Origin of the sequence: Leptolyngbya sp. FACHB-711, assembly GCF_014695615.1 — a bacterium.
In the GTDB taxonomy this organism is placed as follows: domain Bacteria; phylum Cyanobacteriota; class Cyanobacteriia; order Elainellales; family Elainellaceae; genus Leptolyngbya_A.
In genome coordinates, this window is record NZ_JACJOR010000208.1 from 1 (window position 1) to 19,796 (window position 19,796).

At 53.6% G+C, this 19,796-nt stretch carries 17 protein-coding genes and 1 pseudogene; 9 read left to right on the plus strand and 9 right to left on the minus strand.

The features are described 5' to 3' along the window. Positions 1-235: 235 nt before the first annotated feature. The 6 genes from H6F80_RS07810 to rpaB all read right to left on the minus strand — a co-directional run bounded on the left by H6F80_RS07810 (position 236) and on the right by rpaB (position 5,358). Entirely contained in the window at positions 236-601 is a 366-nt protein-coding gene (locus H6F80_RS07810; protein ID WP_242067226.1) for a DUF2288 domain-containing protein, read from the minus strand. Then, positions 576-1,211, minus strand: a complete 636-nt coding sequence (locus H6F80_RS07815) for a lysophospholipid acyltransferase family protein (RefSeq protein ID WP_190791018.1) — start codon at positions 1,209-1,211, stop codon at positions 576-578. The genes H6F80_RS07810 and H6F80_RS07815 overlap by 26 nt, the downstream gene beginning before the upstream one ends. A 136-nt stretch (positions 1,212-1,347) precedes the next feature. Further along, positions 1,348-2,235: an ACP S-malonyltransferase gene (gene fabD / locus H6F80_RS07820; protein ID WP_190791019.1), complete on the minus strand. Its 888-nt coding sequence runs from the start codon at positions 2,233-2,235 to the stop codon at positions 1,348-1,350. 105 nt (positions 2,236-2,340) lie between these two features. Further along, positions 2,341-3,345, minus strand: coding sequence for a beta-ketoacyl-ACP synthase 3 (locus H6F80_RS07825; protein WP_190791020.1), 1,005 nt, complete (start codon positions 3,343-3,345; stop codon positions 2,341-2,343). Next, the gene (plsX, locus tag H6F80_RS07830; protein WP_190791021.1) at positions 3,345-4,379 is read right to left on the minus strand and encodes a phosphate acyltransferase PlsX; all 1,035 of its coding nucleotides are present in this window, start codon (positions 4,377-4,379) and stop codon (positions 3,345-3,347) included. Before plsX ends, H6F80_RS07825 begins: the two co-directional genes overlap by 1 nt. Positions 4,380-4,626: 247 nt before the next feature. Next, complete coding sequence (gene rpaB, locus H6F80_RS07835; protein ID WP_199296439.1) at positions 4,627-5,358, minus strand: response regulator transcription factor RpaB; 732 nt, start codon at positions 5,356-5,358, stop codon at positions 4,627-4,629. 187 nt (positions 5,359-5,545) lie between these two features. On the opposite strand from rpaB, the gene radA reads away from it, so the two are divergent. From radA to H6F80_RS07860, 5 genes are all read left to right on the plus strand, one after another. Next, entirely contained in the window at positions 5,546-7,021 is a 1,476-nt protein-coding gene (gene radA / locus H6F80_RS07840; protein WP_190791023.1) for a DNA repair protein RadA, read from the plus strand. A gap of 128 nt (positions 7,022-7,149) precedes the next feature. After that, complete coding sequence (locus H6F80_RS07845; RefSeq protein WP_190791024.1) at positions 7,150-9,231, plus strand: hypothetical protein; 2,082 nt, start codon at positions 7,150-7,152, stop codon at positions 9,229-9,231. Positions 9,232-9,446: 215 nt separating this feature from the next. Then, entirely contained in the window at positions 9,447-11,603 is a 2,157-nt protein-coding gene (locus tag H6F80_RS07850; RefSeq protein WP_190791025.1) for a hypothetical protein, read from the plus strand. Between the two features lie 97 nt (positions 11,604-11,700). Continuing rightward, entirely contained in the window at positions 11,701-13,677 is a 1,977-nt protein-coding gene (locus H6F80_RS07855) for a DUF3685 domain-containing protein (protein WP_199296440.1), read from the plus strand. Positions 13,678-13,980: 303 nt separating this feature from the next. Then, a complete protein-coding gene (locus H6F80_RS07860) occupies positions 13,981-14,562 on the plus strand; it encodes a thylakoid membrane photosystem I accumulation factor (RefSeq protein ID WP_190791026.1) in 582 nt (193 codons plus the stop codon). A gap of 149 nt (positions 14,563-14,711) precedes the next feature. Here the strand turns inward: H6F80_RS07860 and H6F80_RS07865 are convergent, their stop codons facing one another. Both H6F80_RS07865 and petN read right to left on the minus strand, forming a co-directional pair. Then, on the minus strand, positions 14,712-14,855 hold the full coding sequence (locus tag H6F80_RS07865) for a hypothetical protein (protein ID WP_190791027.1): 144 nt from the start codon (positions 14,853-14,855) through the stop codon (positions 14,712-14,714). A gap of 64 nt (positions 14,856-14,919) precedes the next feature. Continuing rightward, positions 14,920-15,009 carry a cytochrome b6-f complex subunit PetN gene (petN, locus tag H6F80_RS30325; protein WP_088890440.1) on the minus strand — a complete coding sequence of 30 codons (90 nt, stop codon included), beginning with the start codon at positions 15,007-15,009 and terminating at the stop codon, positions 14,920-14,922. Between the two features lie 120 nt (positions 15,010-15,129). Between petN and tolA the strand changes: the two genes are divergently transcribed. Both tolA and H6F80_RS07880 read left to right on the plus strand, forming a co-directional pair. Further along, the gene (gene tolA / locus H6F80_RS07875; protein WP_190791028.1) at positions 15,130-16,128 is read left to right on the plus strand and encodes a cell envelope integrity protein TolA; all 999 of its coding nucleotides are present in this window, start codon (positions 15,130-15,132) and stop codon (positions 16,126-16,128) included. A 75-nt stretch (positions 16,129-16,203) separates the two neighbouring features. Then, complete coding sequence (locus H6F80_RS07880; protein ID WP_190791029.1) at positions 16,204-16,704, plus strand: hypothetical protein; 501 nt, start codon at positions 16,204-16,206, stop codon at positions 16,702-16,704. A gap of 17 nt (positions 16,705-16,721) precedes the next feature. Here H6F80_RS07880 and H6F80_RS07885 read toward each other — a convergent pair whose 3' ends face one another. Next, positions 16,722-18,248: a YifB family Mg chelatase-like AAA ATPase gene (locus H6F80_RS07885; RefSeq protein ID WP_190791030.1), complete on the minus strand. Its 1,527-nt coding sequence runs from the start codon at positions 18,246-18,248 to the stop codon at positions 16,722-16,724. Between the two features lie 942 nt (positions 18,249-19,190). Between H6F80_RS07885 and H6F80_RS07890 the strand changes: the two genes are divergently transcribed. Together H6F80_RS07890 and H6F80_RS07895 are read left to right on the plus strand one after the other, a co-directional pair. Next, positions 19,191-19,541, plus strand: a complete 351-nt coding sequence (locus tag H6F80_RS07890) for a histidine triad nucleotide-binding protein (RefSeq protein ID WP_190791031.1) — start codon at positions 19,191-19,193, stop codon at positions 19,539-19,541. 146 nt (positions 19,542-19,687) lie between these two features. Next, positions 19,688-19,796, plus strand: a pseudogene (locus H6F80_RS07895) (photosystem II q(b) protein); the annotation flags it as partial.

The following is a 19,796-nucleotide window of genomic DNA, read 5'->3' on the forward strand; positions in this document are numbered from 1 at the left end:
CCCTGACTGCACCCGGCTAGCGGCTAATCTGCCCACTTCCTGCTTCATCACCTTGACCGGATCAACTCCTGCCGTCATATCAAACGCCTCCTCTGCTCATGTCTTTTGTGCTTCGACCTGCATTTCATTTGCAGGACAAACGCGATCTAGCATGACGCAAAGCGGTACAAATTCAAAGAATTCCGCTCTGACTCTGGCAGGAAGGCTATTTTCTCAAGGCTTATGCAAAGTTTGCTTATCGACTTTGAATCAGCACATAAGGCTGCACAATCAGCGCATTAAAGCGGCGCGATCGCTCCTGTCCCCAGTCAGAAAGCTGCTGCTGAGAGGGTTTTTGAATTTTTTGAGCCACGATCCACTCCTGCACGATCGCCACCTGATCATTCGCGATCGCAATGCCCACATCGACTAAATCCAGAGCCGGATCGACCAGAACGACGGCATCGCGCTGAGCATGGGGAATCAGCCAGTCCCACTCTGCCTCGTCCACCATTTTTTCTAAATCAGCTCTTAAGTCCATAATCCAAAGGGATAATCGGCATTTCACAATTCTAACAAGCGGCAGTTTGACCCCGTTATCGTCCCAGGGTATGCAGGGCATGAATGCGATCGACACAATGCTGCGTCACGGCTTCTAGCTCTTCTCGCTTGTTAGACATCGGAGGCAAAATTGGCTCCCCAATTCGCACGGTAATGGGCACACGCCGAGGTCGCTTATCCCCTTTGTGAAGAATCTTCTCAGTTCCCCAAAGGCTGATGGGCAGCAGCGGAACCTGTGTTTTAGCGGCCAGCATTGCGGCTCCCAGTTTCGGAGAATGAATCCGGGCATCTGGGGTGCGTGTCCCTTCCAAAAATACGCCCACTGCCCAACCTTGCTCTAACTGTGCCAAAGCGGCTCGAATTGCGCTGCGATCGGCTGAACCCCGCTTGACCGGATACGCCCCATAAAGCCGGATTGCCTGACTCAGCACAGGAACATTGAACAACTCTTCCTTTGCCATGTAAGATACCGGACGACGTACACAGCAAGAGACGATTGGCGGGTCGAAATCGCTAGCGTGATTCGCAACCACCAGCAGCGGTCCTGCTTTAGGCACGTTTTCTGCGCCATGAATTCGCCCTCTAAAGTAGCCGTGCAGCATCGGAGCCACCACTGACCATTTGAATAGGTGGTAGAGCGCAAGGCTGATTCGGGGTTCACGCTGACGCATAGATTCTGCTCAAAATGGCAAATTGATTATCGCGTAGGATACTTTAGCAAAGCATAAGGCATGGGGCTTTAAGCTTCCAAGATTGATGCGTTACGGCTTTGCCTAACCCATCCTAACAATGCTGGATTTGTATTCCTCAAAAGGCTTGAGCTGGGATCTCGGCAAGACTGCTCACATTGGCTAGTTCCATTCCAGGACAGGCACGCTTTAGCAGTCCGGTCAGCACTTTGCCTGGACCCACTTCGATCGCCTGATTAATTTCCAGGTCTGTAAACGCCAGGGAAATTTCGCGCCAGCGCACTGAGCCAGTCATCTGCCGCATTAGCCGATCCCTCAGCAGCGCAGCATCGGTGGCAGGGGTGGGGTCAACGTTCGACAGCACGGGAACCTGAGCGGATTGAAAGGCGATCGTCTCTAACACCTGATTAAATTCTGTTGCCGCGTCGCTCATTTGCGGCGAATGAAATGCCCCGCTGACGTTCAGCTTCACTGCTTTCTTGGACTTCACGTTTGCCATGATTGTCTCAACTGCTTCGGGAGTGCCGGAGATGACGACCTGGGCATCGCTGTTGTCGTTGGCAAGGACGACGCTAGGCGTTTGAGCAAGCTGTGCTTCAAGCTGAGCGCGATCGAACCCGATCAAAGCTGCCATCAGACCACCAGAAGCCTGTTCCATTAGCTCCGATCGCCGCTTTACTAATCGCAGTCCTGACTCAAAATCAAACACGCCTGCGGCATAGAGTGCGCTGTATTCACCCAGGCTATGTCCGGCAACAACATCTGGGGTGAGTCCCCGATCGCGCATCAAATCGGTGAGAACTGCCTCAATCACATACAGGCAAGGCTGGGTGTACAGCGTTTTGGAGAGCTTATCTTCTGCGCTCTGGCAAATTTCGGGCACAGACCAGCCAAGAATTTTCTCTGCCTGAACAAACCGCGCTTTCGCAGACTCGATTTCGAGCAGATCGCTGCCCATGCCGCTAGCCTGGGAACCTTGTCCCGGAAACACCCATGCTGTTTTCATTGCAATTTGTCCGAATTCTTGATCTAAATTTTTAGTGAATTGAGTGAATTGATCGATCGGGTTGATTAGTTCGACTTAAATTTCAGGGCGGTGATACAACAGTCGCTATTTGCCCCACTGAAAAATAGCTGCGCCCCAGGACATACCTGCCCCAAATCCGGCAGAGGCAATTACGTCTCCGGGTTTCAAATGTTCTGCCCGCACCGCTTCATCCAGGGCGATCGGTATCGATGCCGCTGAGGTATTGCCGTATCGCGCCATGTTGCTGATTACCTTTTCTTTGGGCAGCGCGAGCCGCTCCGCTACAGCATCAAGAATGCGCTGGTTTGCCTGATGCAGCAGCAGCCAGTCGATTTGCTCCACGGTCAGGTTTGCCCGAAATAAGGCTTTCTCGATCACTTCCGGCACTTTTCGCACCGCAAAGCGATAGACTTCCTGTCCGTTCATTTGAATGGGTTGATAACTACCCTGTCCGATCGCCACATCATCAACTAATTCTCTTGGCTGTCCCTCATGGGCCAACGTCAGATAGTTGCTCAGGCTGCCGTCGCTGCGAAGCTCAAATCCCAGGAGTCGATCGCCCACGCTCGAAGCCTGCATCACGACTGCGCCTGCCCCGTCTCCAAACAAAACGCAGGTGCGACGATCGCCCCAGTCTACCCAGCGCGATAAGACATCTGCCCCGATCAGCAGCACGGTTTGATAAGCCCCAGTGCGAATATACTGGGCAGCAGTCACCATGCCGAAAACGAAACCGGAACAGGCTGCGGTCAGGTCAAAAGCTGCGGCTCGATGGGCACCGATCGCCATCTGAATTTGACTGGCACTGCCAAACAGATCGTCTGCTGTGGAAGTTGCCAGGATGATCAGATCCACATCGGCGGCGGAGATGCCTGCCATGTTGAGGGCATTTTGAGCTGCCTGCGCTGCGAACTGCTTGAGCGATTCCCCCGGAGCTGCCAGATGCCGCTGATGAATTCCGGTGCGGCTGGCAATCCACTCGTCCGAGGTTTCAACGACCCGGCTCATGTTCTCGTTATCTAGAACTGCCTCCGGTGCAGCCGAGCCGCTTCCGGTGAAGGCAACCCCGATTCCTGATTGATTTGACATTATTCCTCGTTGGTGGCAGTTGCCTGGATTTTTTGATACTGCGATCGGATGCGATCGAGGACATCATGATCCACCGCTTCTTTTGCCAGCCGGATCGCATTAAAAACTGACGGAGCCTGAGAGCTGCCATGACTGATAATGCAGATGCCATCCACGCCCAGCAGCAGCCCGCCACCGTGTTCTGCGTGGTCAACTCTTTGCTTGATCCGGCGCAGGTTGGGCTTCAGCAGCATCGCGCCCAAACGCCCCCGCCAACCGCGCGGCAGTTCTTCCCGTAGAATTTGCAGCAGCACTTCTCCAACCGCCTCGGCAAATTTCAGCAGCACGTTGCCGACAAAGCCATCGCAGACAATCACATCAAACCGACCGGAAAGCACATCGCGCCCTTCAGCATTGCCCACAAACGAGAGGCTGGAATTCTTTTCTAATAATTCGTAGGTGCGGAGGGCCAGTTCATTGCCCTTGGAAGACTCTTCGCCGATGTTGAGTAGGCCGACCTTCGGCGCATCCACACCCAGTACGTACTGAGAATAGACATTTCCCATCACCGCAAACTGCTCCAGAAACTTCGGACGGCAATCTACGTTTGCGCCCACATCCAGAATCAGCACCGATTTATTCGCATCCATTGTGGGTAGGACAGTTCCAATGGCGGGGCGATCGATGCCCCTGATTCGACCCAGGCGCAGCAGAGCTGCTGCCATTGCCGCCCCCGAATGACCTGCCGAAACGACCGCATCGGCCCGTCCCTGCTTTACCAAATCCATTGCAACGTTGATAGATGCTTTGGGCTTGCGTCGCAGACCGCTCAACGGCTCCTCATGCATCTCGATGATGCCCTCAGCCGGAACAATCTCCAGCTGAAGCGAAGTGTTGTGCTGCTTCATCACAGCTTTGATTTGCTCAGGGTCGCCCACCAAAAGGACTTCTACCCCTAGCTCTGCCTGTGCTCGTAATGCGCCCGCTACGATTTCGCCTGGGGCAAAATCCCCTCCCATCGCGTCCACTGCGATCCGTGCCTGAGTCGATCCCATTGATCAAAGTGATAGAAACCTCACAAATTTTATCAGATGAAATCTACTCCTTAACGCAGAGATTTAGCAGAGATCTCACGGAGAGAAGCTCAAATTTTCATGCTCTGTACTGTTGGATGAGCGAAACTCTTGTGTTTTATAAGCGTGCCTTCTGGGTTTACCTTCTGGAGTCACTATCTTACCGGTGCCCGAACCCGGACGGGCAAGAGGCTCATCCTACCAAAAAATTGGAGCTGCACACTGCGGATTACTCCGTTTCTCCGGGTGGTACAATCCGCTGAAACAGATAGCCCGTGCCGCGAGCGGTCAGAATTAGCTCCGGGTTGCTGGGGTCATCTTCGAGCTTGGCGCGCAGGCGGGAGATATGCACATCCACCACTCGCGTATCGACGTGACGCTCTGGCGTATAACCCCAGACTTCCTGCAAGATTTCAGCGCGAGAAAATGGCTCACCTGATCGCCCCACCAGCAGTTCGAGCAGGCTAAATTCCATACCCGTGAGCCGAATGCGCTCATCGCCTTTGTAGACCTGGCGTTTATTGGTATCGATGCGAATGTTGTTGATTTGAATGACACCAGAGCTGGGAATGCCGGACGTGCCCGTTTTTTCAACGCGACGCAGCACCGATCGAATTCGGGCTTCCAGTTCTTTGGGGGAGAAAGGTTTTACGACATAATCATCTGCGCCAAGCTCTAAGCCTGTGATGCGATCGGCAACGTCTCCTAGCGCAGTCAACATAATAATCGGCACGTCAGACTCTTTGCGAAGCTCCTGACAAACGCCATAGCCGTCGAGCTTGGGCATCATCACATCTAGCACGACCAGATCGGGGTCTGCATTGCGAAATGTTTCGAGGGCTTCTTCACCGTCGGCTGCCGTGACGACATCGTAGCCAATCATCGAAAGGCGAGTTTCGAGAATGCGGCGGATACTGGCTTCATCATCGACCACCAGGATTTTTTCTTTATGGCTTTCCAACTGACTTAACACTCCTTGAAGCGTGTTTTTATCAATAAATTTTTGTCACTTTATCATTAAGATATTAGCTCACTTAATTCAACAGAGAGACCTTCATCTCCCATTGTTCTAACATTTCACTCTTTCTTAAGAGTCATTTCGCTTCTGAAGATTCTTTAAGCACTCTCAAATTATTTTCTCTCCAAGAATGCCTAAACCCAAAAAGCTCTATGTCTGTAATGCCTGCGGTGGAGAATCGCTGCAACATTTTGGCAGATGTCCGAACTGCGGCGAGTGGGACACCCTAGTTGAACAGGTGGTTGCCGCGCCTGCCGCGATTAACCGACGCGCTACCGCAGTTGCTGCCCGCAATGGTAGCCGATCGAAAACAGATGCTCCTCAAGCCGTTGCCTCGCTGACTTTTGCCCAAATTCATGACCATCCCCGATCGCGTATTTCCTCGGGCTATGGGGAACTCGATCGCGTGTTGGGCGGTGGCATTGTCCCCGGTTCGCTGGTTTTGATTGGTGGCGACCCTGGCATCGGGAAATCAACCCTGCTATTACAAGTTGCAAATCAGCTTGCTCAACGGCATCGAACCCTCTACGTCTGTGCGGAGGAATCTGGGCAGCAGGTGAAACTTCGATCGCAGCGATTGGGAATTGGGCTGGCTGAACTCGCCGAAGATGCCCAACCCATTCATCCAAAGCTGCTGGTGGATGATTCGCCCCGGTCTGAGGATGCCGACCTTTACCTGCTGCCCGAGATCGATATGCAATCGATCGTGCGTGAACTGGAATCGCTCCGTCCTCAGGTTGCCATTATCGACAGTATCCAGGCAATCTACGATACGGAAATTGCATCCGCTCCGGGCTCGGTGTCTCAGGTGCGGGAGTGTACCTCGGCACTGATGCAGGTTGCCAAGCGCGACCACATTACGCTGTTCATTGTCGGGCACGTCACGAAAGAAGGCGCGATCGCCGGACCGAAAGTGCTGGAACACCTGGTGGATACAGTGCTGTACTTTGAAGGCGATCGATTTGCCAGCCATCGTCTCTTGCGATCGGTAAAAAACCGCTTTGGCGCGACCCATGAACTGGGCGTGTTTGAAATGGCAGACCGTGGCTTAGAAGAAGTCCGCAATCCGTCGGAGCTGTTTTTGGGCAACCGGGATGAGCAGTCTCCGGGCACGGCGACGATCGTGGCTTGCGAAGGAACCCGTCCGCTCGTGGTGGAGCTTCAGGCGTTGGTCAGCCCGACAAGCTATACCTCACCGAGGCGATCGACGACGGGGCTGGAATACAACCGTTTGCTGCAAATTCTGGCGGTGCTGGAAAAGCGCGTTGGTATTCCCTTGTCGAAGCTGGATGCGTACGTTGCGTCATCGGGGGGGCTGAACGTGGCGGAACCCGCTGCCGATCTGGGCGTAGCAGTGGCGATTGCGGCCAGCTTCCGCGATCGAGTGGTTGACCCGGAAACGGTGGTGATTGGGGAAGTCGGATTAGGCGGACAGATTCGTCCTGTCTCCCAGATGGAACCGCGTTTGAAGGAAGCGGCAAAGCTGGGCTTTAAGCGGGCGATTATTCCGTCGAGCCACGGTATCTCGATCCCTGGAATGGAGATCGTGTCCGTATCTAGAGTGGTAGATGCGATTACTGCGGCACTGGTAGGGTCAAAATCATAAAAAGTTGCACAATTTCTGCCTGAACTGTGATCCAATTTTGTGATCTGTGAGTAAGCTGATCATCCAGACCGATCGCAAATGTCGATTGAGTTCGATCAGTTCATGGTGCGTTCAGGCGGAGTGTCGGTGTGAGGAATGTTTCCCAGTCTCAGTTCAATTTGCCCCCCATTCTAAAACCTCGGTTGGATGGGTCTGGCCAGGGCAGGCGATCGGTCGAACTGCCTCCAGTGCAGCAGGCGCAGCCCCTCCCTGAGCCGAATCACCCCCTACAGCCTTCAGAAGCGGTTCAGCCGCCACCCGCAAAGTCAACGGTGGGGAAAGTCGGGAAGCGGCAATCAAAATCAAAGCCCAAGCCAAAGTTCAATCTCAAATTCAATCTCAAAACAGGCTTACTCAACCCAGCAGCAGCCCAGCTCAAACGACTGCCCCAACCAAAACTCACCGTTCCTGCGGTCAAATTGCCTGCGATTCCCCTGCCCCCGATGCCCGCTTTCCTGAAGACCCAGCCGAAACCGTGGGAGTGGTCGATCGTCTGGCTCTGGGCACTGGGCGCGTTCGGTGGCTTGGGCATTGTTGCTTTTGCCTGGATGGCAAGTCTGCCTCCCTTGCCCGAATGCCGTTCCATAGCCCGGACTTCGCCCGGAAACCTGCGGCTGTACTGCGCTCAGGAAAAGGCGCGATCGGGTCAGCTTCCAGATCTCCTGGCGGCAATGGCACTAATCAACGGCTGGTCAGAGCAGGAACCTTTGTACGATGAGGTGCAGCGATCGATTTCGGATTGGTCAACACTGGTGCTGATTGCGGCTCGCGATCAAATGGCGCAAAACGACTTGAAGGGTGCGATTGATACGGCAAACCAGATTCCAGCATCGAGCGCGGTGTATCCCGAAGCGCAGGAAACGATCGCCCACTGGGAACAGCAGTGGCAAAAGGGAGAGCAGATTTATGCCGCCGCTCAAGCCGCAATGCAGGCAAAAAATTGGACAGAGGCATCTGATTGGATTGCGACGCTGAATGAGCTTCAGCAAGACTACTGGCGGGTGACTCAAGCCGATCGTTTGGCGCAGCAAATTCAGGCAGAAAAGCAGGGCTGGCAGGCACTCAACAAAGCGCGAAAAGTGGCGCAAAGCCGATCGATTTCGGATTTAGCAGGGGCGATCGGGCTGGTGAAAGACATTGTGCCCCAAACCTATGCCTGGCAAGCAGCGCAGGCAGATCTTGAACAATGGGGGCGATCGCTGCTTGATCTGGCAATGCGTCAGTGGCAGCAGGGCGATCTGAATGGGGCGATCGTTGCCGTTCAGCAGGTTCCCTTGAATGTGCCGCTGCCGTCCGAAGTGCAGGATTTAGTCAAGTTCAGCCATGCGGAGAAGCAGGTAGCTCAGGTCAATGAAGATTCCTCCTGGCAGCAGATCTGGAGCCTGATCGAAGGCATCTCGGCAATGAGTCAAATTTCTACTTCGAGTCCGCTCTATCCGCAGGCGCAGGCAAGGCAGCAAACCTGGGAAAAACAGTTTCAAGACGGTGTTCAGCTTCAGTGGGCAACCTTGGGAGCACAGCTAGGGCAGCAATCGACGTTGAATTGGGCGATCGAGCAAACGAAACCGATCGTTGGTCGAAGTTCGATGACGAACGAGGGGCAAAATTTGATCGCTCAGTGGCAAAAGCAAATTCAAATTATCGAAGATCAGCCCATTCTGAATGCAGCAGAGACGGTCGCCGCCCGAAACACGATTCCCGACTTGCAACAGGCGATCGCTCACCTGCGACAAATTCCGTCCGATCGGGCAACCTGGAGCGAAACTCAGCGTCTAACGTCTCAATGGCAGCAGCAGATCCAACTGCTTGAAGATCAGCCGATTTGGAACGAGGCGCAAACTCTGGCAAAGCGGGAACAATACACCGAAGCCATTGCCCTTGTTGGGAAGATTGGCAGCAGCCGTGCCCTGTATCCCCAGGTGCAACAGGCGATCGAAACCTGGAAGATGGCGATTCGCAGCGCAGAAATGGCAGCCGATCGTATAATCCTGAATCGGGCAAAAGCGTTTGCAGCGAAAGGGGATTTGACCGGAGCAATTGCAACCGCAGCTGAAATCCAGCCGGGTCGGGATTTGTATCTCGAAGCGCAGGGGGCGATCGGGCAATGGCTGAAGCAGCGAGATGGTGATGCGTTTAGCAGCGATGCAGACGAAGCGGATGATTTGTTTTAGGCAGCTCTTCGCCCTTCCTCTGTCAAAAGATAGGTTAGCGATCGAGGGGCGATCGGTTTACTATTCGGTAGACAGATTCAATAAAAGGTTTTGATAGCTGTACCTTTGCTACGGTTAGAGTCACGCTTGATTCAAAACAAATTCGTTTTCTTCAGTTGGTGTCGCTGTTCAAAAATTAACCTGACAGATGCTCTGAAGGGGTGTATGAAGGCGATATGGTGAAAAATCCGTTTTGGGATCGTTTGGAGAAAAAAAGAACACCGCCTGTTCTGCGAAGCTTCTTTGCAGCGCGACAGAATACTCCGGCAGATTTGTCTCCGGCTGAGGGAGTTGCAGAGCCGGACAGCTCACCGATGGAAGGCTCGACCGCAAGAGCTGGTTCTGTTCCGGGCTGGCGATGGTCGTTGACCTGGCTGGTTGTGCTGGCGATCTTTTGCGGCATGGGAACTTCGGCGTTTATCTGGCTGGTGATGCTGCCGCCGCCTGTTGAATGCAAGCAGATGTCTGACCAGAGTACAGATATGGAGCGGCTTTACTGTGCTCAAGAAGCAGCGCGATCGGGCGAATTAAAAGATTTGGTCGCAGGAATCGAGACGCTGAATCAATGGTCTTCTGATCATCCGCTTCACGGACAAGCCCAGGATTTAATTGCCACGTGGTCTGGGCAGCTTCTCGAAATCGCCCGCGCCAAGGTCAAGCAAAATGATCTCAAAGGCGCACTGGCTGCCGTTCAGAAAATTCCGAAAACGACGCCTGTTTACGCAGAGGCACAAAAATCGGTGGCGATCTGGCAAAAATACGCGCAGCAGGCAGCCGTGATGTATGCCAAAGCCCAAACCGCGCTCAAGCAGCAGCAATGGGATATTGTTGCCGAACAGATTCTCGCTCTGTCTGATTTTGAGCAAACCTACTGGCAGCTTGAGAAAGGCTCAACGGCTCTGAGTCAACAGCTTGGAGCAGAAAAACAGGCACGCCAAACGCTTTCCCAGGCACGCAGACTGGCTGCCAATCCCGATTCGCTTCAACTTGGAGTAGCGATCGCCACCGCTTCCCAAATTTCGGGCGGAACCTATGCGGCTGAAGAAGCCAGTCCTTTGCTGAAACAGTGGAGCCAAAAGCTGCTGACGCTGGCAAACCAGAAATGGCAGCAGGGCAACCCGCAGGCAGCAGTCGATCTGCTTCGCTCGGTTCCCGCAACCGTCAAACTGCCAGAAGTGCAGGATCTCGTCCGATTCGCGCAGGCATATCAGCTTGCGATCGGCGGGGCAACCTCGAAATGGATGCCGTCGCTAGAGCAGCTCTATCGCTTGATGGAAGCGATCGGCGCACTCAAGCAAATTCCCTCTGGCAGTCCGTTTTATGCCCAGGCCCAAAGCCTCCAGAAAAACTGGCAGGCACAGCTTCAGGATTTGACTCAGCTTCAATTCGCCTACATGACGGCAGAAGTGGGACAGCACAATAGTTTGCAGTGGGCGATCGCTCAGGCAAGTCAGATTCCCCCCAAAAATCCGCGCCGTCTCCTGGCACAAACGCTGGTTTCTCACTGGCAGAAAGAATCAGAGCGGATCGAAGACCAGCCAATTCTCGAGCGCGCCCTGGCACTGGCAAAACCGGGAGATAGCCGATCGCTAAAAAATGCAATTGAGCAAGCCCGACGAGTCCAGCCCAGACGCTCACTACGGCTCCAGGCGCAAACCCTGATTGCCTCCTGGCAGGATCAGATCGAACGGATCGAAGATCAGCCGCTGCTCGACCAGGCGTGGCTACTGGCGGAAAATGGCGACCTCGACACCGCAATTACCGTGGTGAAGAAGGTGGCTCCCGGACGAGTACTTTATCGTGAGGCACAATCCCTGGTCGATCGCTGGAACACCGAACTCATCGTTCGAGCGCAAATTGCCGCCGATCGTCCCATTCTCGATCGAGCGCGATCGCTGGCAGCAAATGGCGACCTGTCCACTGCAATCAGCGTGGCAAGCCAGATCGACCCTGGACGTGCCCTATACGGCGAGGCGCAAAGTGCGATCGGAGGCTGGCAGTCAGAACGCGATCGGCTTTGGAACCCCCAGCCTGATGTTTCTGACGATTACAGTGAGCCATTGCCCGACGATTCCGAATACAGTCCTGCACCGGACAGCCAGTGGAGTCCCTCGCCGGAACCATTTTCAAATTCTACTGATCCGGCAACCGGAGGACTGCCCTCGGCGATCGAAACTGTGCCCGCTCCAGAATCCTCGCCAGTGGTTGTTGAAACCGAGCCCGGCCCGCCACCCCCGCCAGAGGCGATCGAACCAGCCCCCGCCCCTCAGGCAGAGCCATCCTCCGAAGAGCCTCCGTTTGACGGCTACTACGACAATCGCTACAACAACTAGGGCTAGTCATGATTAGAATTACTCACCCCTAGACTATATCTCGCACCCTAGTTCTGGTATGGTGTGTCCCATAATTCTTGTGTGACGTTGTGCCTTCATGCGCGATGCTTTGCCAAGCCGTTTGCTGCGGCTGCTGCTGATTGATGCCGACCCCGTGTTTCGGCTGGGACTTCGGCTGGCACTCGCGCCGTTTCGCGATTTGGAACTGGTGACCGAAGCTTCAGACGGTGAAACTGCTCTGCAACTGCTTGCCGATCGCTTTAGCGCTACGCTTGCCGATCGCTTTAGCGTGACGGATATTGCGGTGGTGGTTGATTCGGTGCCCGAGCGTCCTGCTGATGCTCCGATCGATGCCAATCCCAACCTGACCGCAGGAATTGATTTGGTGTTGCTCGATGTCGGCCTAGGACGTACAGACCCCACCCAAATTCAGGGACTAGCCCTCTGTCAGCAAATCAAAGCTCTGTATCCCGATTTGCCCGTGCTGCTGCTCAGTGCCAATTCCGAACCGATCGTCCGAGCGGCAGCGCAACAGGCAGGGGCAAGCGGCTACTGTGCCAAAACTGCTGATGTGCCTGTCTTGGTAACAGCGATTCGGCAAGCAGCCGGGCGAGGCAGTTTTTCTGAAACGGTCGAGGCGGCAAACGCAACAGAAAGCCTATTTGATCAAAGACTGGAGCAACAATTACCCCTTCGGAGAACTGCGAAGCAATCGCCCCAAACCTTACCCAATCCTCGAACCGCGCCTTCTTCTGCCGTGACTCGGCTGCTGCAACGCTGGCGAAGCTCTGGCAACCGTCAAATCGATCGTGCCCTCGCTGAAATCAGCGCTTCCCTGCAAGATTTAGATTTATCAGCGATCGATCGGGCAGTTCTGGCGGGGCAATCGCGTGAGCTACGAGCTGCCCGTTGGGTACTCAATCGCCTGCTGCCGCCTGTTCCAGGGGCTGATGAATTGCAGGATCGCCTGCCCAGTACTGCCCAGGGAGTCCCTTCCTCAGCTGGCTCCGCTGCGGATGTCCCGAACCCTGCAAGCCGTTCTCTCGCGCTGCCTGGAGCGACAACCACTGCGATTCAAAGCCCTGCTGCTGCTGGGGCAATCGTCCCTGCGGATTCCCGCACCGTGCAGTCGATCGTCTTTGATGCGGTTTTTTCAAAGCTGCAAACCAGTTTGGTCAATCAGACCGACGTTCCGCTGGAAACGGACATTCTGCGAGAAGACAAAAAGCGCGAACTGTTCTACCTGATTCTAAGAAAGCTGGAAGATTTGCTGTCGGAGCTGCGCTATTCCCAGGTATCGCCGGATCTGCTGGATCAGAAGCGATCGTCCCTCCTGCGGGATTTGTGGCAAAACACTACCTCGGATTTTTTTGGACGCTATGCCACGCTGATGGTAGACGGCATCGAGTTTGATCTGGTCAATGTGCTGCTGCAAGACGAAGAAACGGTGCAGGCTGCCATTCTCAACAAAGTTCCGGGCGTGGTTGAGCTGCTGTCTCATCTGCTGTTTCAAACGCCGCTCCTGGTGGGCAGTACACCCTACCTGGCAGGCAACCCCGAATCCCTGGCGCGAACCGAAATTCTGCTGGAGAACTTGATGATTCAAGTCGCAAATGCCGTAATTCAGCCCCTGCTGAATCGTTTTGCCAATGTGGAAGCAATCAAGCAAAACTTTTACGATCGCCGCCTGCTGTCCACCCGCGAAGTCGAGCGGTTTCGCAACGATCTATCCTGGCGATATCGGCTTCAGCGACTCTACAGTGAGCCAAAGGATATCTTTGAAAGCCAGTATCGCCTGTTTGTCTTTACCGGACGCAGCATCAAGCAAGTGCCAATCTACGCACCGCGCAACCCCGAACTCGTGCAGCTTAGCGGCATTCCCTTTGTCGTCACCCTCGCCCTCGAAACCCGCGATGCCGTTGCCCCGCGCCTGCAAAATGTGGTTGCGTTTGTCGGCAATGGTTTAATCTATGTCTTGACCAACGTGATCGGGCGGGGGATTGGCTTAATCGGTCGCGGCATCGTCGAAGGCATTGGCAATGTGATGCAAGACGATCGCCCCCCTCGAAAATAGCAGTATCTCTAACTGAATCTCTAACTGACAAATTGCCGAACCTCACCTTGTCGGATGCCCGATGCCCTGACGCTTTACAATCACCTGACGCTTTACAATCAGGAGAGTGGCTGATTCGAGGTTGTTTGAACAGGATTTGGTATTCTACATCGCCCCCTAACTTCTCTAATGTGGGGACTTTGAGATTCAGAAGAAGAGCGAGGTTTCCCCTCAGAAGAGGGCTAGACGGGCGGTTCGGATGACAACTTTCAAACATCCTCTCAAGCTACATTGCCCATCATTCACCATTCGGGTGATTTGTTCATGCGTTTTCAATTCTGGCAACCCTCTCTGACCCGTCGATCTATCGCTCGTCTATGTTTGAGCCTTCTGCTGGGGCTGGTTATTTTTTGTGCCCATACTGCGCCTGCATCCGCACTCCTGACCGACGATCGCTTCGACGGCAACATCTTCCCTCTCTATGCGGGCAACGGCTCCCTCGTTCCGCCCAACATCACGCTGGCAGAAGCATTCAAAAATGAAAAGCCAACGCTGCTGATGCTTTATACAGACGACAGCCTGGACTGCAAAGAATACGCGCTCGTCGTTTCTCGGATCGATGGGCTGTATGGGTGGGCAATGAACATGATTGCGCTAAGCGTAGACCCGCTGCCGCTCAAAGACCGCTATCGCTCGGATGAACCTGGCTACTATTACAAAGGCTATGTGCCTCAAACCGTAATATTCGATCAATCCAACAAAATTGTGCTGAACGAAAAAGGCTCGATTTCCCTGGAGCGGATTGATGATGTGTTGCGTGAAGTGTTTAACCTGCTGCCGCGATCGGAGTCAACAGAGCTGAGACGGCGACCCGTCAATGAAATCAGCACTGAGCTTGCTCCTTAGTCACGCTGTTTTTACTCCAAACTGCCTTAAAAACAAGGTTTCACGAAATTTCATGAATACTGCTCAACACAGTTCATGATCGCAACTCACAAAAAAGCAGCAGGTCGAGTCGACGCGCTGCCCTTTATTTTGATTCAGAGCGGAGAAAGTTATTTTCCCCGCTTTTCTTTTTCTCTGCTGCGTCGATCGCGCCACTCGATTGTGGTCAGATACGCAACACCACCGGTCACCGCGATTAAAAGTCCCAAAGTTGCAAACGCCAAAACGGTAAGCAGAGGAGAGGATTCACTCATAGCCGCTCCGCCCGAATAAATTTCATCAACACACCCGCATCACTCAATCGGGATGCCTCCAGAATTAGAGTCCGTTTCGTGCCCAAACAACGAGCGCGATCGAAAATGTGAATACGGACAGCAGAGAAACCCATCCTAAAGTCAAAATATCCATGAGCAGTTAATCAAGAGAGACATCGAAGCATTACAAATCTGATCATAATGCAAACGGTCTTCACTCAGGGTCGTCACGCCAAGCAGATTCCCCCTTTCCCCTTCCCCCACCCCTCTTCCCATGTCCCTCTCCCAACTCGCCCGATCGCAACACCACACCCGGCAGAAAAAACGCCTCACCCTTTGTCTCGGAGTCGCGATCGTCGCCCATGCGCTACTGTTTGTCGGATGGTCGCTAGAGCAGCGCGAAAATCGGCAGGCTCAAAAAGACCCGATCGGCGTTGAATTTGTTTACCTTGATCCGGCGATCAACCCGTCCAAAGAAACCGAATCCTCGCGTCGCGCACAAATTAATTCCAATGCAGGCGGCTCAAGAAATGAAGCTTTGCCACCTAGTGCCGGAAAGACGAGCCAGAGCACAGCCCCCCAACCGATTCCCGATCGACCCAGTACCCCTAATCCGCCTCAGTCTGTGTCTCAATCTGTGCCTCAGTCTGCGCCTCAGCCTGCTGCTGCCAATCCTGCCCCGTCCTCCGTTCCTCCATCTCCCCGTCCCAGCCCTGCAACTTCAGAGCCATCTGAAATTCAGAGAACGACTCGATCGCCTGCCGTCCCCCGTTCTGCCCAACCTGCCGTTCCCCAGACCGCAATGGTTCCCCGTCCTGCGGCTCCAGTGGGGGGGGCAGCCCCGCCAATCAATCCTCAGTCTGGGCAGGGGCTCGACGGGCAAATCAACCCCGATCGCACAGCCCCTGGGCCCGCTAGCCTTGATGCTGCTGGCGATGAGCTGTGGGGTGCGTATGTCTCGACGCTCAATCGCCAAATTGACCAGAACTGGCAAAGAATTACGGTTTCAGCACTGCGTCAGGCAAAGGTGCAGTTTGAGATCGATCGCCAGGGTCGCTTAATCAATCTGCGTCTGGTGGAGTCTTCCGGCGACCCATCCGCAGATACGGTTGCGCTTCAGGCAGTGCGGGTGGCTGCGCCCTTTGCCCCCTTTCCGACTCAGACGACTGAATCGCAGTTGCGAGTCAATTTCACGTTTACCTATTATCCTGCGGACGAATCTGCTGCCAGCCAAACGCTCAGTTCGCCACAACCCTTAACACCCGCGCAATAATCGTTTACGCTACTGCAGAGCCAGATTCGCTAAGCTCAGAGAAGGAATTTATAACACGCTTCATTCATTAAAAATATGTCAGCGATCGTTCATTCGGAAGCTCTGCGTCCCCGCTGGCGCACAATGGTTTTGGCTGTACTCGCCTTCTGGCTCAGTGCTAGTCTGCTGCTTGATCTGGTGATTATGCCCATGCTGTCGATGGCAGGAATGCTGACCGAGCCCGGCTTTGCGGCTGCGGGCTATTCGATTTTCTGGGTATTTAATCACCTGGAGCTATTCATGGCTGCACTGGTGCTAACCGGAATGCTGGTGCTTCGCACAATTTCCACCCATTTTCAACACCGCTGGGCAATTCCGGCAGCTCTAGCTCTGCTGGCGATCGTCTGCTGCTACACCTACGGGCTTACCCCAGAAATGAGTGCTCTGGGACTTCAGCTCAACTGGTTTGAATCGACTCCGGCTTTCTCTGGCGCAATGGTGCAGATGCAGGGCGTTTACTGGCTGCTGGAAGTTTGCAAACTCGCGATCGGGGCAATGTTGCTGAGCTGGTGCTATCAATCTGTAACCGAATCGTAGCTCATTCCTCAGGTTGGCTATTGCATTCGATCGATCGTCCGATACTGAATCGCCTCTGCGACATGATGTGTCTGCAAACTCTCTTCATTGGCAAGGTCAGCGATCGTGCGAGACACTTTCAAAATGCGATCGGTGGCTCTGGCAGATAGTCCTAGTTTGCGAATTGCGCTCTCTAGTAAATTGCGTGTTGTGTCGTCTAGTTGGCACCACTGCCGCAGATGACGGCTCTGCATTTCTGCATTCGATCGCAATGTTTCTTCCTTAAAGCGATGCAGGGTTCGATCGCGCGCTGCCTGAACTCGTGCCTGTACCGTGACTGAATCTTCGCCGATCGTCTGCTGGGTAATCTCCTCCGGCTTAAGGCGGCTGACCATCACCTGCAAATCAATTCGATCCATTAGCGGACCCGACAGCTTTGCCCAATACTGCTCCCGATGACGCGGGCTACAGGTGCAGGGCTGGATCGTATCGCCAAAGTAACCGCAGGGACAGGGATTTGTGCTGGCAACCAGCGTAAATTTTGCAGGAAACGAAACTGACTGCCGCGTCCGCGAAATCGTGACATGACCGTCTTCGAGCGGCTGTCGCAAAAATTCCAGCACATCCCGCTTAAACTCTGTTAGCTCGTCCAGGAACAGAATTCCTCGATGCGCCAGCGAAATCTCCCCCGGACGCGGATAGCTGCCGCCGCCGACCAGCGATGGACCCGATGCCGAGTGATGCGGGCTGCGAAACGGACGCTCGCCCATCAGGCTGCCTCTGTCTTTCAGCAGTCCAGCGACTGAGTGAATTTGTGTGACCTCTAATGCCTCGCCAAAAGTAAGGGGTGGCAGAATTCCCGGCAATCTTCGCGCCAGCATCGTCTTTCCACTTCCGGGTGGACCTACGAAAATCAGGTTGTGCCCTCCTGCGGCAGCGATTTCTAATGCCCGGCGCGCTTGGGTTTGCCCTTTGACATCTTTCAGGTCGAGACTCTGAGAACGCGATCGAACGAGCTCTGCCTGACCATCGAGTTTGAGCGGCTGATAACGATCGGGTTGATTCAGAAAATCCGCAACTTCCGAAATGTGCTGAAATCCATAAACTGAGATGCCTTGCACCACCGCTGCTTCGCGAGCATTGTCTGCCGGAACAATTAGCCCTTTCATGCCTACCTGCTGAGCTGTTGCTGCGATCGCCAAGACTCCTGCGATCGGACGCAGTGACCCATCCAGCGACACTTCCCCCAGAAACAGATGGTCAGACAAAATTGCCGGGCTCACCTGCTCTGAAGCCGCTAAAATGCCCACACTGATCGGCAAGTCGAAACTCGGACCTTCCTTTCGCAAATCGGCAGGAGTCAGGTTGATTACAATCTTTCGCATGGGAACGGTATAGCCCGCATTTTTCAAAGCAGCTTTGACCCGTTCCCGGCTTTCCTGAACGGCAGTATCCGGCAGTCCCACCACCACGATTCCGGGCAGCCCCCCTGCCACATCCACCTCAACGCCCACCTTCACTGCGTCGATCCCAACCAGCGATGCACTCCAGACTCTAGCCAGCATAATGTTTTTCCGCGACTGCTCCGGTGGCGGTTGTCAAGCGCAACTTCTCAGGAGACGCAAAACCGTTTCCCACCCTAGAGAAATAAAATATTTCAGGTAGAATGCCCAAAATCCGAAAGATTGCACCAGTGCAGCAAGAGCAATGACTGATGAGCCGGGCCACAGATGTTCTTCTCATCCTTGACCTTAAGGAAATGTTTGAGGGAAGGAAATGCTTGAGGGAGACTTTGAGCTTGCAATTTCCCCCATGCTACAAAACATCAATACCTGGCTTCGAGAAAATAGTAAAAGACTGCTTGACAATTAATCTGAGCAGATGATCTAAGCACGTTACTCATGGCGGCAAACGATGCAAGCTTGTGTTTATGGAGGAGCATTCGATGACTTGAACATCGATCGGTTTAACAAAGTTGTAAAAGCACTATCACAACGTGTCAAAAAACCGTTCAACTCCTGATCCGTTCAACTCCTAATCATAGAAGAACAGCAAGCCCATTTCACTATGGATAGGCTCAAAGAGGATTGAAATGCGATCGTCAAGCTTCGAGTAACTTGTTGAGATGAGCGTTGCCCTGCACAAAGGACGGCGAGTGCCTGAACGACTGGATACAAGTCCCTGAGCCCTCAGTAATGCTGTCGCTATGGCTATTGTGCCTGCCGCCATACAGCTTGCTTGCCTTTCCTCTCAAAGTCCATTGCTGTTAACAGCATCCTTGAGCGATCGCCTTTAAAACTAAACGGTTTAAACCTGATAAAAAAGCTCCCAAACCTTACAGTCAGGAAGCTTCAAGCACTCATCGAACATTTAGACGATTTAAGAGCAGTAGCCGTTGCAAAGCACTTTCCCTTCAAGTAATCGCGTCAAAGCAATGCCGCAAACTGCTCTTACCCCTTAGAATGACAGCAAATCCCATGATGTGAGATTTAATTTTGTAAAGCCCTATGACGGAAACTTCTGACACGATTTTTAGCAAGATTATTCGTCGCGAAATCCCTGCGGAGATTGTCTATGAAGATAATCTTTGCCTTGCTTTCAAAGACGTTAATCCTCAAGCCCCCGTTCATGTTCTGGTAATTCCTAAGGAGCCGATCGCAAAACTATCGGATGCAGAATCTCAAAACCACGCACTAATGGGTCATTTGCTGCTGACGGTAAAGCGAGTCGCTGACCAGATGGGGTTAACGAACGGCTATCGCGTGGTGATTAATACAGGAGAGGATGGCGGACAAACCGTTTACCATCTGCATCTGCACCTGCTTGGGGGTCGTCCATTGGGTTGGCCCCCCGGTTGAGCCAGCGTCATACTCTAGGTCGGTTTTAGGAGTGGGATGAGAAAAATTCACCGCTCGCTTTACAAATTGAAATATTTTCCTTAATATTTGATTAGAGGCAATTCAACTTGCTTCATTGCGAATAAACAATAGCACTCATCGAAAATATGACGACTACCTTACAGCGTCGCGACTCCGCGAACCTGTGGGAGCAGTTCTGCACCTGGATCACCTCCACCGACAACCGCCTCTACATCGGCTGGTTCGGCGTTCTCA